The following is a 16,406-nucleotide window of genomic DNA, read 5'->3' as shown; positions in this document are numbered from 1 at the left end:
CCTCTTATGTCTACTAGATATAGACTACATAAAAACCACTAACACCATATACGGGAAATGCTAAGATTTATCCTTGCGAATCAATAGCCTAGCATTTTTCATAATGAATCAGACTGAGGCGCATGACGCAAGAGTTTCTTTGTTAATTTATTGATTCTTAATGGATTTTTTTCATTATCTCTTTGAAATGACTCAATTTTTTATGACCAATTTTTTTATACACTGAATCAATTAATGAAACGGGTCAAAAGAGGGAACAATACGTCCTTGTTCAAATTGACCAATACGTTGTATTTCCCACTGTAAAAGGTGGGCTGAATGAGCAAAAACACGAGCACGCACTGTCTCTCCTAAAGCTTCAAGATCATAACCTGTTGCTTGCCCAGTATTGATCATAAAATTACAGTGCATTTCACTCATCTGAGCTCCACCGATCTGCAAACCACGGCATCCTGCTTGATCAATAACACGCCATGCAGATGTATTTTCAGGATTTCTAAAAGTTGAACCACCGGTTTTTTCGCGAACGGGCTGTACTGTTTCTCGATGCAGTACAACTTCATCCATAGCAGCTCGAATATTATCGTGCTTTCCTAGTTCACCTTCCAACAAAGCAGCGGTAAAAATCAGATCTTCAGGAACGATACAATGACGATAAGAATAGTGCATATCCTTGAGACTTAAAATATGACGCTGTCCTCTCCGATCGAATGCATAGACTTCGACAACACGAGCAGCGGTTTCCACACCATTCGCTCCTGCATTCATTTTGAGCGCCCCTCCAAGACCACCAGGAATACCATAATAAAAATGAAAACCCGCAACCTCAGCTTCTAGTGCTGCTACTGCTAAATGTTTATCCGCGCTAGCAGCACCAACAAAAAAACGCTTTGCAGAAACTTGTCGTATTTGCCCGAAACCTTTGGCTGAAAGACGAATAACAACGCCAGGAATCCCTCCATCACGCACCAAAAGATTAGAACCAATCCCTACAATTGTTACAGGAATAGATTCAGGCAAATTTTGCAAGAAAAAGGCTAAATCTGCTTCGTCAGCAGGCTGATAAAAAAGCTCTGCCAGACCACCTGTGCGAAACCACGTCACCTTACGCATATCCATATTAGGCGTAATTTTTCCTTTGACTCCGCAAAGCAGCGGTTGCAATCGCGCGAACAGCGCTTCACCATCAATCTGTTGAAAGTTCATCATTTCCATCAAGTACCGCCAACTGATGAGGCAACGCACAAGCCCATTGTGTGATATTGCCAGCACCAAGAAAAACAACATAATCCCCAGACTGTGCAAATGTAGAGACAAAAGAAACAACATCTTCCAGACCGTGAATCAAACGCACATCACGATGACCAGCCATTTTAATATGTTCTACCAATTCTCTAGCACCAAAACCAGCAATTGGCTCTTCACCAGCTGCATACACGGGTGCAATGAGCACTGTATCTGCATCATTAAAACAAGCAGCAAAATCATCAAATAAATGAGACAAACGTGAATAACGATGAGGTTGTGCAATGGCAACCACGCGCCCTTTTGCACTCTCACGCGCAGCACGTAAAACAGCCTTTATTTCAACAGGATGATGCCCATAATCATCAAATATTTCAACGCCATGCCAACTTCCTGTTTGCGTAAAACGCCGTTTTACTCCAGCAAACTCTGCGAGTCCTTTTTTTATAGCTTCATTTGCAATACCAAGTTCATGAGCAATAGCAATTGCCGCCGTTGCATTAGAAACATTATGCTGCCCAGACATAGGCAAAGTCAAATTTTTCAACTCAGTCTTTTTCCCTGTCTTGCGTGAACGAATAAGAACATCAAAATGCGTTTTTTGACCATCCATCGAAAGATTAAAAAAACGGACATCTGCTTGTGGATTTGCGCCATAAGTAATCACCCAACGATCATCAATACGGCTAGCCAACGATTGAACCTCTGGATGGTCAAGGCATAAAACAGCAAAGCCATAAAAAGGAACATTTTCTATAAACTTCCGGAAAGCCTGACGCAGAGCCGCAAAATTTCCATAATGATCCAAATGCTCAGCATCAATATTGGTAATAACCGCAATATCAGCAGGCAATTTTAAAAATGTACCGTCACTCTCATCCGCCTCAACAACCATCCAATCACCCTCCCCCATACGAGCATTGGTGCCATAAGCATTAATAATACCACCATTAATGACGACTGGATCAAAACGACCAGCATCAAGAAGCGCTGCTATCATGGATGTGGTTGTCGTTTTACCATGTGTACCTCCAACAGCAATTGCCCGACGAAAACGCATCAGCTCCGCGAGCATTTCTGCACGCCTCACCAGTGGTAAATGCCGTTCTTTCGCAGCAATATATTCAGGATTTGTTTTTTTAATGGCTGTAGAAAATACAACAACCTCTGCATTCCCTAAATTTTTAGGATGATGACCGATATGAATAGTAATTCCTTTTTTCCGTAAACGCTCTACATTTGCGCTATCAACCTGATCTGATCCTTGAACTTGATAGCCAAAATTATGAAAAACCTCCGCAATTCCACTCATGCCAATACCACCGATTCCAACAAAATGGATCACACCTATATTAAGCGGCATTTTCATCAAAAAACTCCTCTTTTATATCTGATACTGATCGCCCTGCAATCAATGCTTCAGCTATATCAGCAAGGCGAATAGTTGCACGAGGTTGTCCAACTTTTTTTGCAGCAAGCGCCTGCTTTTCTAATAAATACGGCGTACAACAGGCTTCCGTTAAGAGAGCAGCAAGTCTTTGTGCGTTCAAATCTTTTTCTGATACAATTTGAGCCCCCCCCACACGCGCAAGCAAAGCTGCATTTGCCGCCTGATCATGATCTAAAGCATGGGGATAGGGAATAAGCAAAGCAGGCCGACCAATAACAGCTATTTCACAAACAGATGAAGCACCAGCACGTGATAAAATGAAATGAGACCGTGCCATACGCTCAGCCATATCATCAAAAAAAGGTGCAACTTCTGCTTGTACACCCATCTCATGATAGGTTTTTATTAATTCTTCAGCTTCACCTCGAACTTGCTGAACAATGCGTAAGCGTTTACGTATCCCCTCCTCCAACAAAGCAATTGCTTCAGGAACAATTCGTGAAAAAGCAGAAGCTCCTTGGCTTCCACCAAAAACCAATAAATGAAAAGGGTCTTCATTTGCAGAAGGATGATAAGGGACTTCTGCTGCTTTAAGAACAGCCTCACGCACGGGGTTCCCCGTCAAAAATGTTTTATGAGCGTAAGTATTATTTTGCGATAACAAACCACCAGCTATTGCACGCACAAAACGTGCCAACGCCCGATTAGCACGTCCCATAACGGCATTCTGTTCATGAATAAATGTGACCCGCCGCATGAAAGCAGCAACAACAACAGGAGGAAAACTAGGATAGCCTCCAAATCCACCGACAAGAACAGGACGCAGTTTATAAAAAAGCAGCAAAGATTGCCCCATTCCCCGTAACAAAGTCCAAAATGTTTTTATCAATGCAAAAGGATGGCGTCGTGTAAATGTTGCCGATGAAATAATATGTGTGTGCTCTTCATCAAAGCAGCGTACAAAACCTTGAGCCCTTCCATCTGTTGCCAAATGAACATCATATCCACGCTGTCTTAATTCAACAGCAAGAGCTTCGGCAGGGAAAAGATGTCCTCCTGTACCACCAGCCACCAAAATAACAACTTTTTTATCACTCATAAGCAGTATCCAAAATAGAAGGAGAAGAAAAAGCTGAAAGGCGTGCTTCTGGCCAACGACGTGTTAAACTGAGCAAAATCCCCATTGAAAAGGCAATCGCCACCATAGAGGAACCACCATAAGAAATAAACGGCAATGTCATACCTTTGGGAGGTATTAAATGAAGATTAACAGCCATATTAATCGCTGATTGAAAGCCAATCATCATCGCTATGCCCGTAATACCAAGACGTATAAATGAATCACGCGTATTCATTGCTATATATAGCGAACGCATAACGATAAAGCCAAAAAGCATCATAATGAAAAGACAAAGGATAATACCGTATTCTTCAGCAGCAACCGAAAACACAAAATCTGTATGGCTATCAGGAATGATCCTTTTTACTGTTCCCTCTCCTGGTCCTTGCCCAAACCAACCACCATTCAAAATAGCCTCACGTCCGACATCCACCTGAAAGGTATCTCCTTCACCTGTCAAAAAACCATTGATACGTTCACGTACATGATGCAGAGAAAAATAGGCAAAAACAATTCCTAACAGTCCTAAAATGACAAAAAGAAAAATAACACTAAGAGGCACACCAGCCACAAAAAACAGACCGCCCCATGTTGCACTGATTAAAACTGTTTGACCAATATCAGGCTGTAAAATAAGAAGCACACAACAAAAAGCATAAAGTACAGTAGCAAGGGTATAGCCAGGAAGGCCTCTACGCCGTATCTGTTCTGAAAAAAGCCAAGCAGACATCACCACAAAAGCCGGCTTCATAAACTCTGAAGCTTGTACAGAAAAACCAAACAGAGGAATCCAACGCCGCGCTCCCTTTAATTCTGGACCAAAGAATAAGGTTGCAATCATAAGAACAAGCGTTACAACAAGCAAAACAGCACATAAACGGCGAATATTACGAAGCGAGAAAAAAGAAACCGTAATCATTGTAAAAAACGCTGGAATACTAAAAATGATATGCCAGCGTACAAAATAAAAACTATCAGCTATACCGATTTTTTTTGCGATAGTGGGACTTGCAGCAAAAGAGAGCATGATTCCAATTCCCATGAGAATCAAACAAGCAGCAAAGATAGAGCGATCAATCGTCCACCACCAATTAGCAATTGGGTCTCTATCAGCACGCGTAACCATCATATCTACCTTATCTTTGTCATAATTCTCTTCAAAGCGATATGGTTCCCACTCCCTGTAACATACACTTCAAAAACTAAATTACACAAAAAAAGATTCCGGAGTATTAACGTGAAAAGGCTTTTTTAAAATTCATGTTTCTTTTAACTGCATAACAAAAGAAACAAATGCGTCCCCACGCTCTTCATAATTTTTAAATTGATCATAACTTGCACAAGCCGGTGAAAAGAGGACCACAACCTCTTTCGCCTTACAGAGCCTTGCATCAGCAGCAGCTTCACGCACCGCATGTTCCAAAGTTAAGCTCATTGAAACAGGAAAAGAACATCCAATAACACCAACAAATTCTTCTGCTGCACTGCCAATTAAATAAGCTTTGTGAATTTTATGAAAAAATCCTCTAAGAGAATCAATTCCACCTTCTTTCGGCAGTCCCCCAACAATCCAAAAAATATCATGAAAAGCAGAAAGTGCAGGAGCAGTTGCATCGGCATTGGTTGCCTTGCTATCATTGATAAAGAGAACTGATCCCATTTGACGCACCTGCTGCATACGATGAGGCAACCCTTGATAACTTGCTAAATACTGATTTATATGTGGATCAGTTATTTTTAAAGCCTGTAATGTCGCTAATGCCATAAGAGCATTTTGCGCATTATGACGACCGCGCAATGCCGTCATAGATGCGAGATCTGCCAACATCTGAGGCTGCCCTTGACGAACAGAAAAGAGCTTAGTTTCATCCGCATAAAAACCATTTTCTAGCAATAGTTCCTTGGAAACGGCTTCAATATGATGACCTTCATCAAGCAATTGTTGATACAAAGCCTGACAAGGTGCATCATCTACTGAAATAAAAGCACGAGATGCTCTAGCAACAAGACGTCTTTTGGTTTGCACATAATGTGCAAAACTACCATGGCGATCGATATGATCAGGTGTTAAATTTAATAAAAGCCCAATGGTTGGTTGAAGAGAAGGAGTAAGATCAATTTGAAACGATGAACATTCAATCACATAAATGCGTTTTTTTACAAATGGCTTAAGCATCAATATTGCTGTTCCAATATTTCCACCCATCTGCACATCATAACCCATTTGTTCTAACAAATGCGCAAGCAAGGCCGTGGTTGTCGACTTTCCATTTGTGCCAGTAATAGCAATAAACGGAACATCCCCATCACAAAAACCATAATGCTGTAAAAAACGATGACGTGCACGCACAAATAATTCAATATCGCCAATAATTTCTATATCTGCTTGACGTGCTTTTTCCACAACCCAATGAGGTTTAGGATACGTTAAAGGAACCCCAGGTGCCAAAATCAATGCACTAAACTCTGACCAATCTTCATGACGAAGATCTCTTGTTGGAATATTTTTTTGGAAAGCCTGTTGTATGCTGGAAAGATTATCATCCCAAGCAACGACTTGCGCACCACCACGCATCAACGCTTGTGCCGCGGCTAATCCTGATTGCCCTAATCCAAACAGAGCAACTTTTTTTCCCTTATAACATGTAACAGAAATCAAAGCTTTACCGCAATTTTAGTGTTGAAAGACCAATCAGTGCGAGCACGATCGAAATAATCCAAAAACGTATCACCACTTGGCTTTCCGTCCATCCTTTTTTCTCAAAATGATGGTGTATAGGAGCCATGAGAAACACACGCTTCTTGGTTAATTTAAAATATCCAACCTGAATAACAACCGAAAAACCTTCCAGAACAAAAAGTCCACCAATCAGAGCCAAAACAATTTCATGCTTGGTGGCTACGGCAACACTGCCCAATAGCCCACCAAGAGCCAACGAACCAGTATCTCCCATAAAAATAGCCGCAGGTGGTGCATTAAACCATAAAAAGCCAAGACCTGCACCAACAACCGCACCCAATAAAACAGCCAATTCACCTGTTCCAGCGACATAATGAATTTGTAAATAATCAGCAAAATTAATATTACCAGAAAGGTAAGCAATCAGAGCAAAAGATAAAGCAGCAACCATAACAGGAACGATAGCAAGTCCATCAAGACCATCCGTCAAATTAACCGCATTACCCGTTGCAACAACAACGACAGCAGAAAAAGGAATAAAAAACCATCCTAAATTGATGAAATATTCTTTCAAAAAGGGCAAAGCTAATCCCGACGAGCCAACTTGTAAGAGTGTAAAAGCAGCGATTGCCGCAACAAGAAATTCCAAACTTAACCGTGACTTACCAGAAAATCCTTTATGTGTTTGTTTTGTAACCTTAAGATAATCATCATAAAAGCCGATTGCTCCAAAACAAAGCATAACAAACAGCGATACCCAAAAATAAATATTTGATAAATTACACCACAAAAGCGCAGATACCACAATGCCCGTTAAAATCATCAACCCACCCATAGTAGGTGTTCCTGCCTTTTTAAAGTGCGTTTGAGGCCCATCAGCGCGAATGGGCTGCCCTTTTCCCTGCCGCAATTTAAGAGAGGCAATAATGCTAGGACCAAACAAAAACACAATAAGCCCCGATGTAAGCATAGCTGCTATAGTGCGAAAAGTAATATAACGAAAAACATTGACTCCAGGAAGCCAATCACTAAGCAAAGATAAAAACAGCATCATGATATCAAAAACCTATTTCAACGAGAGAGAAACCACCTTATAGCGATCAAGCAATGCCCTCACAATATCCGATGAATAAAGACTATTGGATGACTTGATCATAAGCAGATCTCCATGGGAAATTTCTGCAAAAATAAGCGGTAAAATTTTTTCAGCATTTTCAGCATAGTGAACCTTCACAGATGCAGACAGATCAGAGGCCAAAAACTTCATTGCCTCACCAAATAAAAAAACGGGATTAGCACCAGACAGAGAGACTGGCTTGACTAAATCACGATGGAATTTTTCACTATAAGCACCCAACTCCAGCATATCACCCAAAATAGCAATTCGCCGACCACAGCTCCCTATCGGCCCTATAGCAAGCAAATCAAGAGCCGCACGCATAGATGCAGGATTCGCATTATAACTCTCATCAATGAAAGAAAATTCACCCCCACTTGGCAACGCCAATCGATAACGAACACCACGCCCCTTTTGAAGAGAAAAACCGCTTAAAGAAAGCAAAATAGCTTCCAAATCAACACCAAGGGCATCACAAACAGCAATAACAGCCAAACTATTTTGTACAATATGCCGTCCAGGAGCTCCGATTTGAATTTCTCTCTCTTGCCCAAAAATACGGACAGTCACAGAGGAATTCTCTGTGAGAAGACGTATCTCTCGAGCCTGATACTCAGCGTTTTGAGTCTCACCAAAGCTTAAGATTTTTTTCACACCACATTGCTTTGCTTTTTGGACTAAATAAGAAAAAAAATCACTATCTGCATTTAAAACAGCAATCCCCTCCTTATCCAATCCTTCAAAAATTTCAGCTTTTGCATCAGCAATTTCCTCAAGGTTTTTAAAGAAACCCATATGCGCCGCAGAAATATGTGTAATGAGAACAACATGGGGACGGACCAACTGAACCAGAGGGCGAATTTCACCCTTATGATTCATACCAATTTCAAAGATACCATAATCACTCTCCTCAGGCATTCGCGCCAAGGTAAGTGGTACTCCCCAGTGATTATTCAAAGAAGCAGGATTAGCGTGGACCCTCCCAACAGTTGTCAACACTTGTTTGAGAGCTTCTTTTGTTGTTGTTTTCCCCACGGATCCTGTTACCGCAATGATTTTAGCCTTTGAACGCTCGCGCGCAGCTTTTCCAAGTTTTTCTAAGGCTTGTAAAACATCAGGAACAACAATGAGTGGAGCAGATATTTTTTCCATATCCGCCAAACGATTTTCCGCAACAATAAGAACACCAGCACCTCGCTCATAAGCTTGCAAGGCAAAATCATGACCATCAAGATGATGCCCTTTAATACAGAAAAAAATCTCACCTTTTTCTAAAGTACGAGTATCAATAGAAACTCCAGAAAAAGTTTCTGGCAAACGCCCCACGACAAAACCACCGATTGCAGCAATAAGTGCTTGTTTATTCCATAAAGCTGTCATTTAATCCGTTCCTGTAAAGCCTCAATCACTTTCAAGCGATCTGAAAAAGGATATGTTTTTTGCCCTATAATTTGACCATTCTCATGACCTTTTCCAGCAATGATTAATGTATCCCCTGCTTTTAATAACCCAATTGCATAAGCAATAGCCTCACCACGATCTGCTATTTCGATGGCTTTGGGCGCTGCTTGTAAAATACCTTGACGAATTTTTTCTGGTATTTCTGTGCGAGGATTATCATCCGTTACAATGACAATATCAGCTTTATTTTCTGCAATTTTTCCCATCAAGGGTCTTTTTCCTTGATCACGATCACCACCGCAACCAAAAACAAGGATCAATCGTCCTTGCGTAAAGGGACGAACAGAAAGTAATACCTGTTCTAAAGCTTCTGGTTTATGCGCATAATCGATATAAACAGGAGCATTATTTTCTGTCTTTCCAACCAACTCTAAGCGCCCAGGTGCTCCCTGCAAACTTTCCAAAGAATAAAACACCTTACTAGGCGAAACACCTGTTGCAATTGCCAGTCCCGCCGCCATAAGCGCATTGGTCACCTGAAAATCTCCCGCTAAAGGCAAATCAAATGTATAGATATCGTTTTCCACACGACATTCAACACACTGTTTTGAACGTTGATGCTCAACACGATTAATGGTGATAAATTGCCCTTTACGCCCCACTGTTAAAACACGACGGCGTGCTTTTTTGACGGTCTCAATAACCTTTTGCGAATAAAGATCATCGGCAAAAATTAAAGCAGGAGCATCTTCCGGCAAAAGTGTATCAAACAGCCTCATTTTAGCACGTAAATAATCCTCTACGCATGTGTGATAATCCATATGATCACGCCCTAAATTAGTAAAGGCGCCAGCAGTTAAATGGACCCCATCAAGTCGATTTTGATCAATTCCATGCGAAGATGCTTCAAGGGCGGCATGCGTAACACCCTCATGAGCAATTTCAAAAAGAAGACGTTGTAAAATAACCGGATCGGGTGTTGTAAGAGAACCGTAATCATTCCGATGAGGAGAAACAACACCTACCGTTCCTATACTTGCGGCACATAATCCAACATGAGTCCAAATCTGCCGAATGAAAGAGACAACGGATGTCTTACCACTTGTCCCTGTCACAGCAACAACCGTTTCAGGTTGAGAACCATAAAAACGTGCCGCTGCTATCGCTAAACTATGACGAACATTATCAACACGTAAAAGGGGGACAGATAAATCCTTATAGACAACATGAGAATCTGTAACGATTGCTCGTGCACCACGTTTTAGCGCATCATTGATATAGTGTTTGCCATCAGCTTGATTTCCTTGAATCGCTACAAAAACATAGCCCGGCAAAACTTGCCGAGAATCTGCAGTGATTCCTGTTATTTCCATTGAAGAAAGCTTTTCATCTTTAAGACATTCTGAAAAAACTGTTCCAAACAACATGATAACGTCCCTTTATCTTCATTTTATCGTTGCTTAACAAATTTCGAATTGTTCTTTGTGCTCAAAAGAGGCTCGTATTCTTTTTCGAAATCTGGTTTTATTCCTAAAAAACTTGCGGAACGGCGGATGATATTAGCAAGCATTGGCCCTGCATTCATTGCTGCTGTTGCTGAACGCTGCCCCTCTTCAGGTTGAGGCTCATCAATAATAGTTAAAACAACATAAGAAGGATTTTCTATAGGAAAGGCAGAAAGGAAACTATTAAAATTTTTTGTTTTAGAATATTTTCCATTTTCAACTTTTTCAGCTGTTCCTGTTTTACCACCAACGCGGTACCCTTCTACTTTTGCATTACGTCCAGAACCCATATTGCTATTTAATTTATAGAGATAACGCATATTTTGACTCGTTTTGACCTGTAAAACCTTTTTCGCATGTTGCAAAGCTTGTTCTTTTGTGCGTTTTAAAAAAGTAGGGTCAATCCACCAACCATCATTCATAAGAGCAGCAGCACCTACAGCTGTTTGCAAAGGCGTTGTTGCCATACCATGCCCAAAAGAAATCGTCATAGAATGGATATCCTTCCAATGATGTGGCACGACAGGATGAGCAACCTCAGGCAATTCTATTGTCAATCGGTCAAGTAAACCAAGTCGTTTCAAAAAATCACGATGTCCGTCAATTCCTACCGCCAAAGCCTCCTTAGCAGAACCAATATTGGAGGAATAAATAAAAACTTCCCAAACTGTTAAAGGACGATTTTTTCCATGAAAATCACGAATGAAGTAATTTTTACTTGCTTGAATAGGCTTTGAAGCATCAATAACACTATTCAAATGAAAAAGTCCTGAATCAAGTGCCATTGCGGTTGTAAAACTTTTAATAATAGATCCCATTTCAAAAGTCCCAGCTGTCATTCTATTAAAACGATCACTTTTCAGAGCATCCGCAGGATTTCCAGGGTCAAAATCTGGCAGTGATGCCAAAGCCAAAACTTCTCCTGTGTGGATATTTAAAATAACAGCTCCTGCAGCAATCGCTTTATAACGCTTCATGGCCTTAACAAGTTCATCATGCACAATGGCCTGAAGTCGCACATCAATTGAAAGTTGAACTGGGTTTAATGATTCTTCCGTTGCAAGACCAGCAGCACGCAAAGCACTCAAGCCAGCATCATCAATATATTTTTCCATACCCGCTATACCTTGGTTATCAACATTCACCATGCCGAGAATATGCGAAACCATAGATCCACTTGGATAAAAACGACGAATTTCCGTACGAAAACCAATCCCTGGAATACCAAGAGCCATAATCCTTGTCTTTTGCATTGGCGTTAATCCACGCTGAATCCAAGAAAAGCTGGACTTTTTTTTGAGACGTTTATAAGTCTCCTGCCAATTGAGATTGGGCAAAACTGTTGAGAGCAATTCAATGGTTTCATCTACATCAATAATACGTCGCGGTTCAGCAAAAAGCGAATAAGTCTTAATATCCGTTGCCAATAAACGGTTATTACGATCCACAATATCAGGTCGAGCAGTGGGTTGAACAGCCGTTGGCCCTTTTGCTTCTTCAATCTGCCCACCTTCAAGCCCATAAGAAATAAGACAAGCCCCTATAATACTATACAAAGTCAGAAAACAGAACAAAGAAAAAAGCAAGCGTGGACGACCAGAATACGAACGATAAACAGGAAAACGATCAAGATTGAACTGGTGATTATTTAAGCGCTTTTTCTTTTGCGAGAATGGAAAATATAATTTCATCACCGCATGCCTTTTTGCACAACGTTATTGGCCTCAGAAGTCCGATTATTCGCCCAAATATCTCGCCTTTCCTCCAAAATATTTTGTTTAATCACTTCTTCAATGGGATCATGTACACGCATTGGAATATCTTTAAACTCTACGATTTGGCGAGGCTGTATAATCTCTAAACCAAGCTCTTTTTGATAACGTTTTGCAAGTTTTCCCATACGTGAAGGCTCTATCATTACAGCCCACTCAGCACGCAACAAACTCACCGTATTTTTTGCTGCAGCAATTTCATGTTCAAGATAGCGGATTTCGCTCATTCGCCTTTGGACATCATATTTTACCTTATAAGTAAGACCTGCCATACAAATCATAATGATCACTAAAATCATATCAAATGTGCGAAAAACTGTCATTTCTTGCCACCCTCAAAACTGGCAATTTCTGCAAAACCAAATAATTTCATGTCAGTTGCAAGACTCTCCGCCTGTGTACGTACACCAATACGCAACTTTGCAGAACGTGAACGAGGATTTTTTTGAAGCTCTTCTTCACTTGCAGTAATCACACCTTTAAACAAAGGAAAAAATGTTGCTGGAACTGTCTCTATTTCAGGAAGATAGCGTGATCTCACCCTCTCTCCTGAACGCGCAGAAAAAAATCTTTTGACCATACGATCTTCAAGAGAATGAAAACTCACAACACCCAAACGTCCTCCTGGTTTCAAAACGCGTTCAGCAGCAAATAAACCACGCGCGAGTTCACCAATTTCATCGTTCACATAAATGCGAAGAGCCTGAAATACACGTGTTGCAGGATGAATGCGCTCTCCACTTTTGCACCCCACCAACGCTTCAATGGCATGGGCAAGGTCACCAGTACGCAAAAAAGGCTGGATAGAGCGACGTTTTTCAATCATTCGTGCAATTCGCCCCGCATAACGTTCTTCTCCTAATATTTTAAAAATGCGCGCTAATTCATTACTTTTTAAACGATTGACAACATCACAAGCAGTAAAACCCGTCTGAGCCATTCGCATATCTAATGGACCATCTTTTTGAAAAGAAAAACCTCTCTCAGCCTCATCAAGCTGCATTGAAGAAACACCAATATCCAAAATAACAGCATCCACCTTCTCTTCAACAACATTCTCCAACCTTGAAAATTCCATCTGCACTAAATGAAGCCGTGGAAAAAATTCATCAACCAGTGATTGTCCTGCAGCAATAGCATAAGGATCACGATCAAGAGCAATAACCTGTGCACCTGCAGTTAACAAAGCACGCGTATAACCACCAGCACCAAAGGTGCCATCAATCACTCTTGCCCCATCCAATGGCGCAAGCCCAGCTAAAACTGGCTGTAACAACACTGGAATATGGCGTTCAGCTCTGTGACCTTGTTTTGTCAAAATAATCCGTCTTGATTTATGCTTATTTACAATAAACAGCTCTTTCATGGAAACTGATATTAGAATAACCAGAACTTCAACTTTCATAATGAAAGAACATAAAGCCAAAGTTAGTCCAGCACATATCCTAACGCATTATACTTAAAGAAATGTTATGATTTTTTAAAAGGCTCTTTTTAAAGTATACACTCTAAAAGCACCCATGGATTGCGACAGAATAAGTTTTCGTACCACGTAAATTTTGTCCAATAATCAATGAGATAAAACGCATTCAGTCAAAAAAGATCAGTCGGCCTATAAGCCGGGTTCTGTATCATAAAGCTTACACTCTATATGGCAACCATTCATCTGGGACGGATGTTACCATCCGCCTCGTGCAACCTACCCGAATGACTCGCTTGGAAACCAGCTGCAAGTTAAGTCTTGCGCGTCATTTCTATTTGGTCTTGCTCCCGGTGGGGTTTACCTTGCCACATTCATTACTGAATGCGCGGTGGGCTCTTACCCCACCCTTTCACCCTTACCTATAAAAATAGGCGGTTTACTTTCTGTGGCACTTTCCCTAGGGTCGCCCCCGCCGGGTGTTACCCGGCACCGTTTTTCCGTGGAGCCCGGACTTTCCTCACCTGTCGCCTTTAAGTATTAGACAAGCGCGGCTGCCCAGCCGACTGACATGGTACTTATAAAACATTTTTCATGAAGTGAAAATAGTATCTCCAAGAGATTTTAGAGCAAATGCATCACTTTCAAGATTCTTTTTATTTTAATGAAGCCAGATAAGTTTTTACTTTTGAGCAATATTTTGCTGAAATGGCGTTCATTTTCTTTGCCCCATGACCTGCATTATATTTCAAGATCGTACCACAGGTATTTCCACCACTGAGTTTATATGCCCGTGCCAAATAACGCATCCCATATTCAAGATTAGTCGCAGGATCGTAAAGATCTTGTACAGAACCATTAAAACCCAACCCTCGCGCAGTAGAAGGTTTAATTTGCATCAAGCCTATTTCACCAGCTGCCCCCTTTGTACGGGCCTTATAATTACTTTCAACTCTTACAACAGCATGTGCCAAATTAACAGGAACATTATGCTTATTTGCAAATTTCTGAATAAGGGACTCATAAGGACGCACAGAAATCTTAGGAGCAATATTCACTGAGTTTTCACTTGATCCTGCAACATTGAAGACCGTATGAGAAAAACTGACATCGAATACAAAAAATACAGCAAATGCTGCATTTAAAAAGACTTTCAAAAATTGCATCTTCTTTCTCTTTATTAAGACATTCTTAAATCCTAGCCATAATGACTTTGCCGATGTACTTTACAGAAAAAAAAAGCTAAAGAGCGGCTTGAAAATGAAAATATTAAGACAATTTCAAGATATTTTTTCCTAATAAAAGAAAATCTCTTAACAAATAAGCTATATTCCTTTATTTTATAAAATATAAAAATACAAAGAAACCCTATCAGAGATTTAAATATACTAAAAATATGATAGAGATTACCCTTTTTTATTCATCTAACATAAGACTTACTTTTAATAAAAAAACAGCATTTAAAATACCGCTGCTTGTTCTTATAAAAGATTTCTAAAAGCTTTCATTAAAATCAATTGCTCATTACAAAAAGCGACACAGCACAAAAATCTTTCACTGAGCATCTCTTAATATTGCAAAATATTTCATGAGAGAGAAAAACCGTTACCCACTTGCCCTACAAACCGCTAAACACCCACGGCAGAAAACTTATGCTAAAAAAGCCAGTAAGAAAAATCGATCATTCTAATGGAATTTACCTGAGTACTACCAACACACCCACTTTTGAGCCTATAACACAGCTTCGTAATCATTTTTTTCTGTTTTTTATTCTATAAAGAAACAGCACAAAGAATCTCAATATCCTCTGAATAAAAATTTATAACGTCTATCCCTCTCTCAATATCTCAAGCGTATATTATAATCCGTTTATCTCTAATACTTACCCCTACCTTCAGGAAACATACCAAACAGACCACACGTTCGCATGCTTTTCAAAAAACACAAAAAATGTGAGAAAACTTTATGAAGTTAATTGTAAATATATAATGTGAAAGAAATGACTAAAAGTAAGTATCTACAATGGAAGGATGAGAAATCGCTTTTGATAGAATAACTGCAACAATTCCACCTAATTTCTGAGCCTGTTCACTGCTTTGACCACTTGCAGAAGCAAAAGCAATCATGTCATGGCGCACTTGTTCAATCAGTTTTTTTTGTTGCTCCGGCTTCAGCTTAGAGAGTTGCATAATAACATCGGGAAAAGATACTGCAAATTTTTCTAAAAGCTGTTCCTCTGTGATATTAACTTGAGAAGAAGAAAAAGAGCGATCGGACAAAAAGCGATAAGCCGTAACATTCCGAGAAACGAAAAGGCTGGCAACAAAAACCGAAAACACAAAAAAAATAAAAACGATACGATTTCCGCAAGACCTCATTATCTTTTACCTAAAGATCATAACACACAAAGCAAAATCGTCCCCCTCATATCTATTGGCTTTCAAGAAAAAACAAGCTCCTTATTATCGATAAAAAGAACAGTACCAGCTAAACAATTTCTAACTTCTCCCTCTCAAACGCTACACAGCACTACTACCCCTCTATATTCTACAAAACATCAATACTACTCCCTTAAAAGCCTGGCTGAGGATTTCCTCAGCCAGGCAAGACAATCAAGGGGATCCACGCGGGGGGGGGGGGAGGAGGTTCCCCGATCGTCTTCTCGCATCAACCACTCAGTGACCGATGCAATATTCTTGCTATGGAATAAAATGTTTTAAACAACAAGAAATTCTTATCACCTTCCATACAAAAAA

Annotated in this window: 13 protein-coding genes and 1 other RNA gene; all 14 read right to left on the bottom strand. The window is 40.3% G+C overall.

Annotated elements, in window-relative coordinates; all coding sequences use genetic code 11:
- Positions 1–231: 231 nt before the first annotated feature.
- The 14 genes from murB to PVV64_RS01640 all read right to left on the bottom strand — a co-directional run bounded on the left by murB (position 232) and on the right by PVV64_RS01640 (position 16,028).
- A complete protein-coding gene (murB, locus tag PVV64_RS01705) occupies positions 232–1,209 on the bottom strand; it encodes a UDP-N-acetylmuramate dehydrogenase (protein WP_273759443.1) in 978 nt (325 codons plus the stop codon).
- Entirely contained in the window at positions 1,187–2,614 is a 1,428-nt protein-coding gene (gene murC / locus PVV64_RS01700) for a UDP-N-acetylmuramate--L-alanine ligase (protein ID WP_273759358.1), read from the bottom strand. The genes murB and murC overlap by 23 nt, the downstream gene beginning before the upstream one ends.
- Positions 2,598–3,734 carry an undecaprenyldiphospho-muramoylpentapeptide beta-N-acetylglucosaminyltransferase gene (gene murG / locus PVV64_RS01695; protein ID WP_273759357.1) on the bottom strand — a complete coding sequence of 379 codons (1,137 nt, stop codon included), beginning with the start codon at positions 3,732–3,734 and terminating at the stop codon, positions 2,598–2,600. Before murG ends, murC begins: the two co-directional genes overlap by 17 nt.
- The gene (locus tag PVV64_RS01690; protein WP_273759442.1) at positions 3,727–4,881 is read right to left on the bottom strand and encodes an FtsW/RodA/SpoVE family cell cycle protein; all 1,155 of its coding nucleotides are present in this window, start codon (positions 4,879–4,881) and stop codon (positions 3,727–3,729) included. Before PVV64_RS01690 ends, murG begins: the two co-directional genes overlap by 8 nt.
- A 132-nt stretch (positions 4,882–5,013) precedes the next feature.
- A complete protein-coding gene (gene murD / locus PVV64_RS01685; protein ID WP_273759356.1) occupies positions 5,014–6,414 on the bottom strand; it encodes a UDP-N-acetylmuramoyl-L-alanine--D-glutamate ligase in 1,401 nt (466 codons plus the stop codon).
- Positions 6,415–6,418: 4 nt separating this feature from the next.
- Positions 6,419–7,489 carry a phospho-N-acetylmuramoyl-pentapeptide-transferase gene (gene mraY / locus PVV64_RS01680; protein WP_273759355.1) on the bottom strand — a complete coding sequence of 357 codons (1,071 nt, stop codon included), beginning with the start codon at positions 7,487–7,489 and terminating at the stop codon, positions 6,419–6,421.
- Positions 7,490–7,501: 12 nt separating this feature from the next.
- Entirely contained in the window at positions 7,502–8,932 is a 1,431-nt protein-coding gene (locus PVV64_RS01675; RefSeq protein WP_273759354.1) for a UDP-N-acetylmuramoylalanyl-D-glutamyl-2,6-diaminopimelate--D-alanyl-D-alanine ligase, read from the bottom strand.
- The gene (locus PVV64_RS01670) at positions 8,929–10,380 is read right to left on the bottom strand and encodes a UDP-N-acetylmuramoyl-L-alanyl-D-glutamate--2,6-diaminopimelate ligase (RefSeq protein WP_273759352.1); all 1,452 of its coding nucleotides are present in this window, start codon (positions 10,378–10,380) and stop codon (positions 8,929–8,931) included. Before PVV64_RS01670 ends, PVV64_RS01675 begins: the two co-directional genes overlap by 4 nt.
- Before the next feature lie 23 nt (positions 10,381–10,403).
- Positions 10,404–12,149 (bottom strand): penicillin-binding protein 2, encoded by a 1,746-nt coding sequence (locus PVV64_RS01665; RefSeq protein ID WP_273759351.1) that lies wholly within the window; start codon positions 12,147–12,149, stop codon positions 10,404–10,406.
- Entirely contained in the window at positions 12,149–12,553 is a 405-nt protein-coding gene (locus PVV64_RS01660) for a hypothetical protein (protein WP_273759350.1), read from the bottom strand. The genes PVV64_RS01665 and PVV64_RS01660 overlap by 1 nt, the downstream gene beginning before the upstream one ends.
- Positions 12,550–13,548: a 16S rRNA (cytosine(1402)-N(4))-methyltransferase RsmH gene (gene rsmH / locus PVV64_RS01655; RefSeq protein ID WP_273759349.1), complete on the bottom strand. Its 999-nt coding sequence runs from the start codon at positions 13,546–13,548 to the stop codon at positions 12,550–12,552. The genes PVV64_RS01660 and rsmH overlap by 4 nt, the downstream gene beginning before the upstream one ends.
- A 281-nt stretch (positions 13,549–13,829) precedes the next feature.
- Positions 13,830–14,220, bottom strand: an RNA gene (gene rnpB, locus PVV64_RS01650) — RNase P RNA component class A.
- A gap of 86 nt (positions 14,221–14,306) precedes the next feature.
- Complete coding sequence (locus tag PVV64_RS01645) at positions 14,307–14,816, bottom strand: lytic transglycosylase domain-containing protein (protein ID WP_273759348.1); 510 nt, start codon at positions 14,814–14,816, stop codon at positions 14,307–14,309.
- Positions 14,817–15,653: 837 nt separating this feature from the next.
- Positions 15,654–16,028 carry a hypothetical protein gene (locus PVV64_RS01640; RefSeq protein ID WP_273759347.1) on the bottom strand — a complete coding sequence of 125 codons (375 nt, stop codon included), beginning with the start codon at positions 16,026–16,028 and terminating at the stop codon, positions 15,654–15,656.
- Positions 16,029–16,406 lie beyond the last annotated feature (378 nt).

The sequence above is a fragment of the Bartonella sp. ML70XJBT.G genome, assembly GCF_028618575.1.
Lineage (GTDB): Bacteria > Pseudomonadota > Alphaproteobacteria > Rhizobiales > Rhizobiaceae > Bartonella.
The sequence above is the reverse complement of the archived record's forward strand: the minus strand, read 5'-3'. Positions and strand labels throughout refer to the sequence as shown.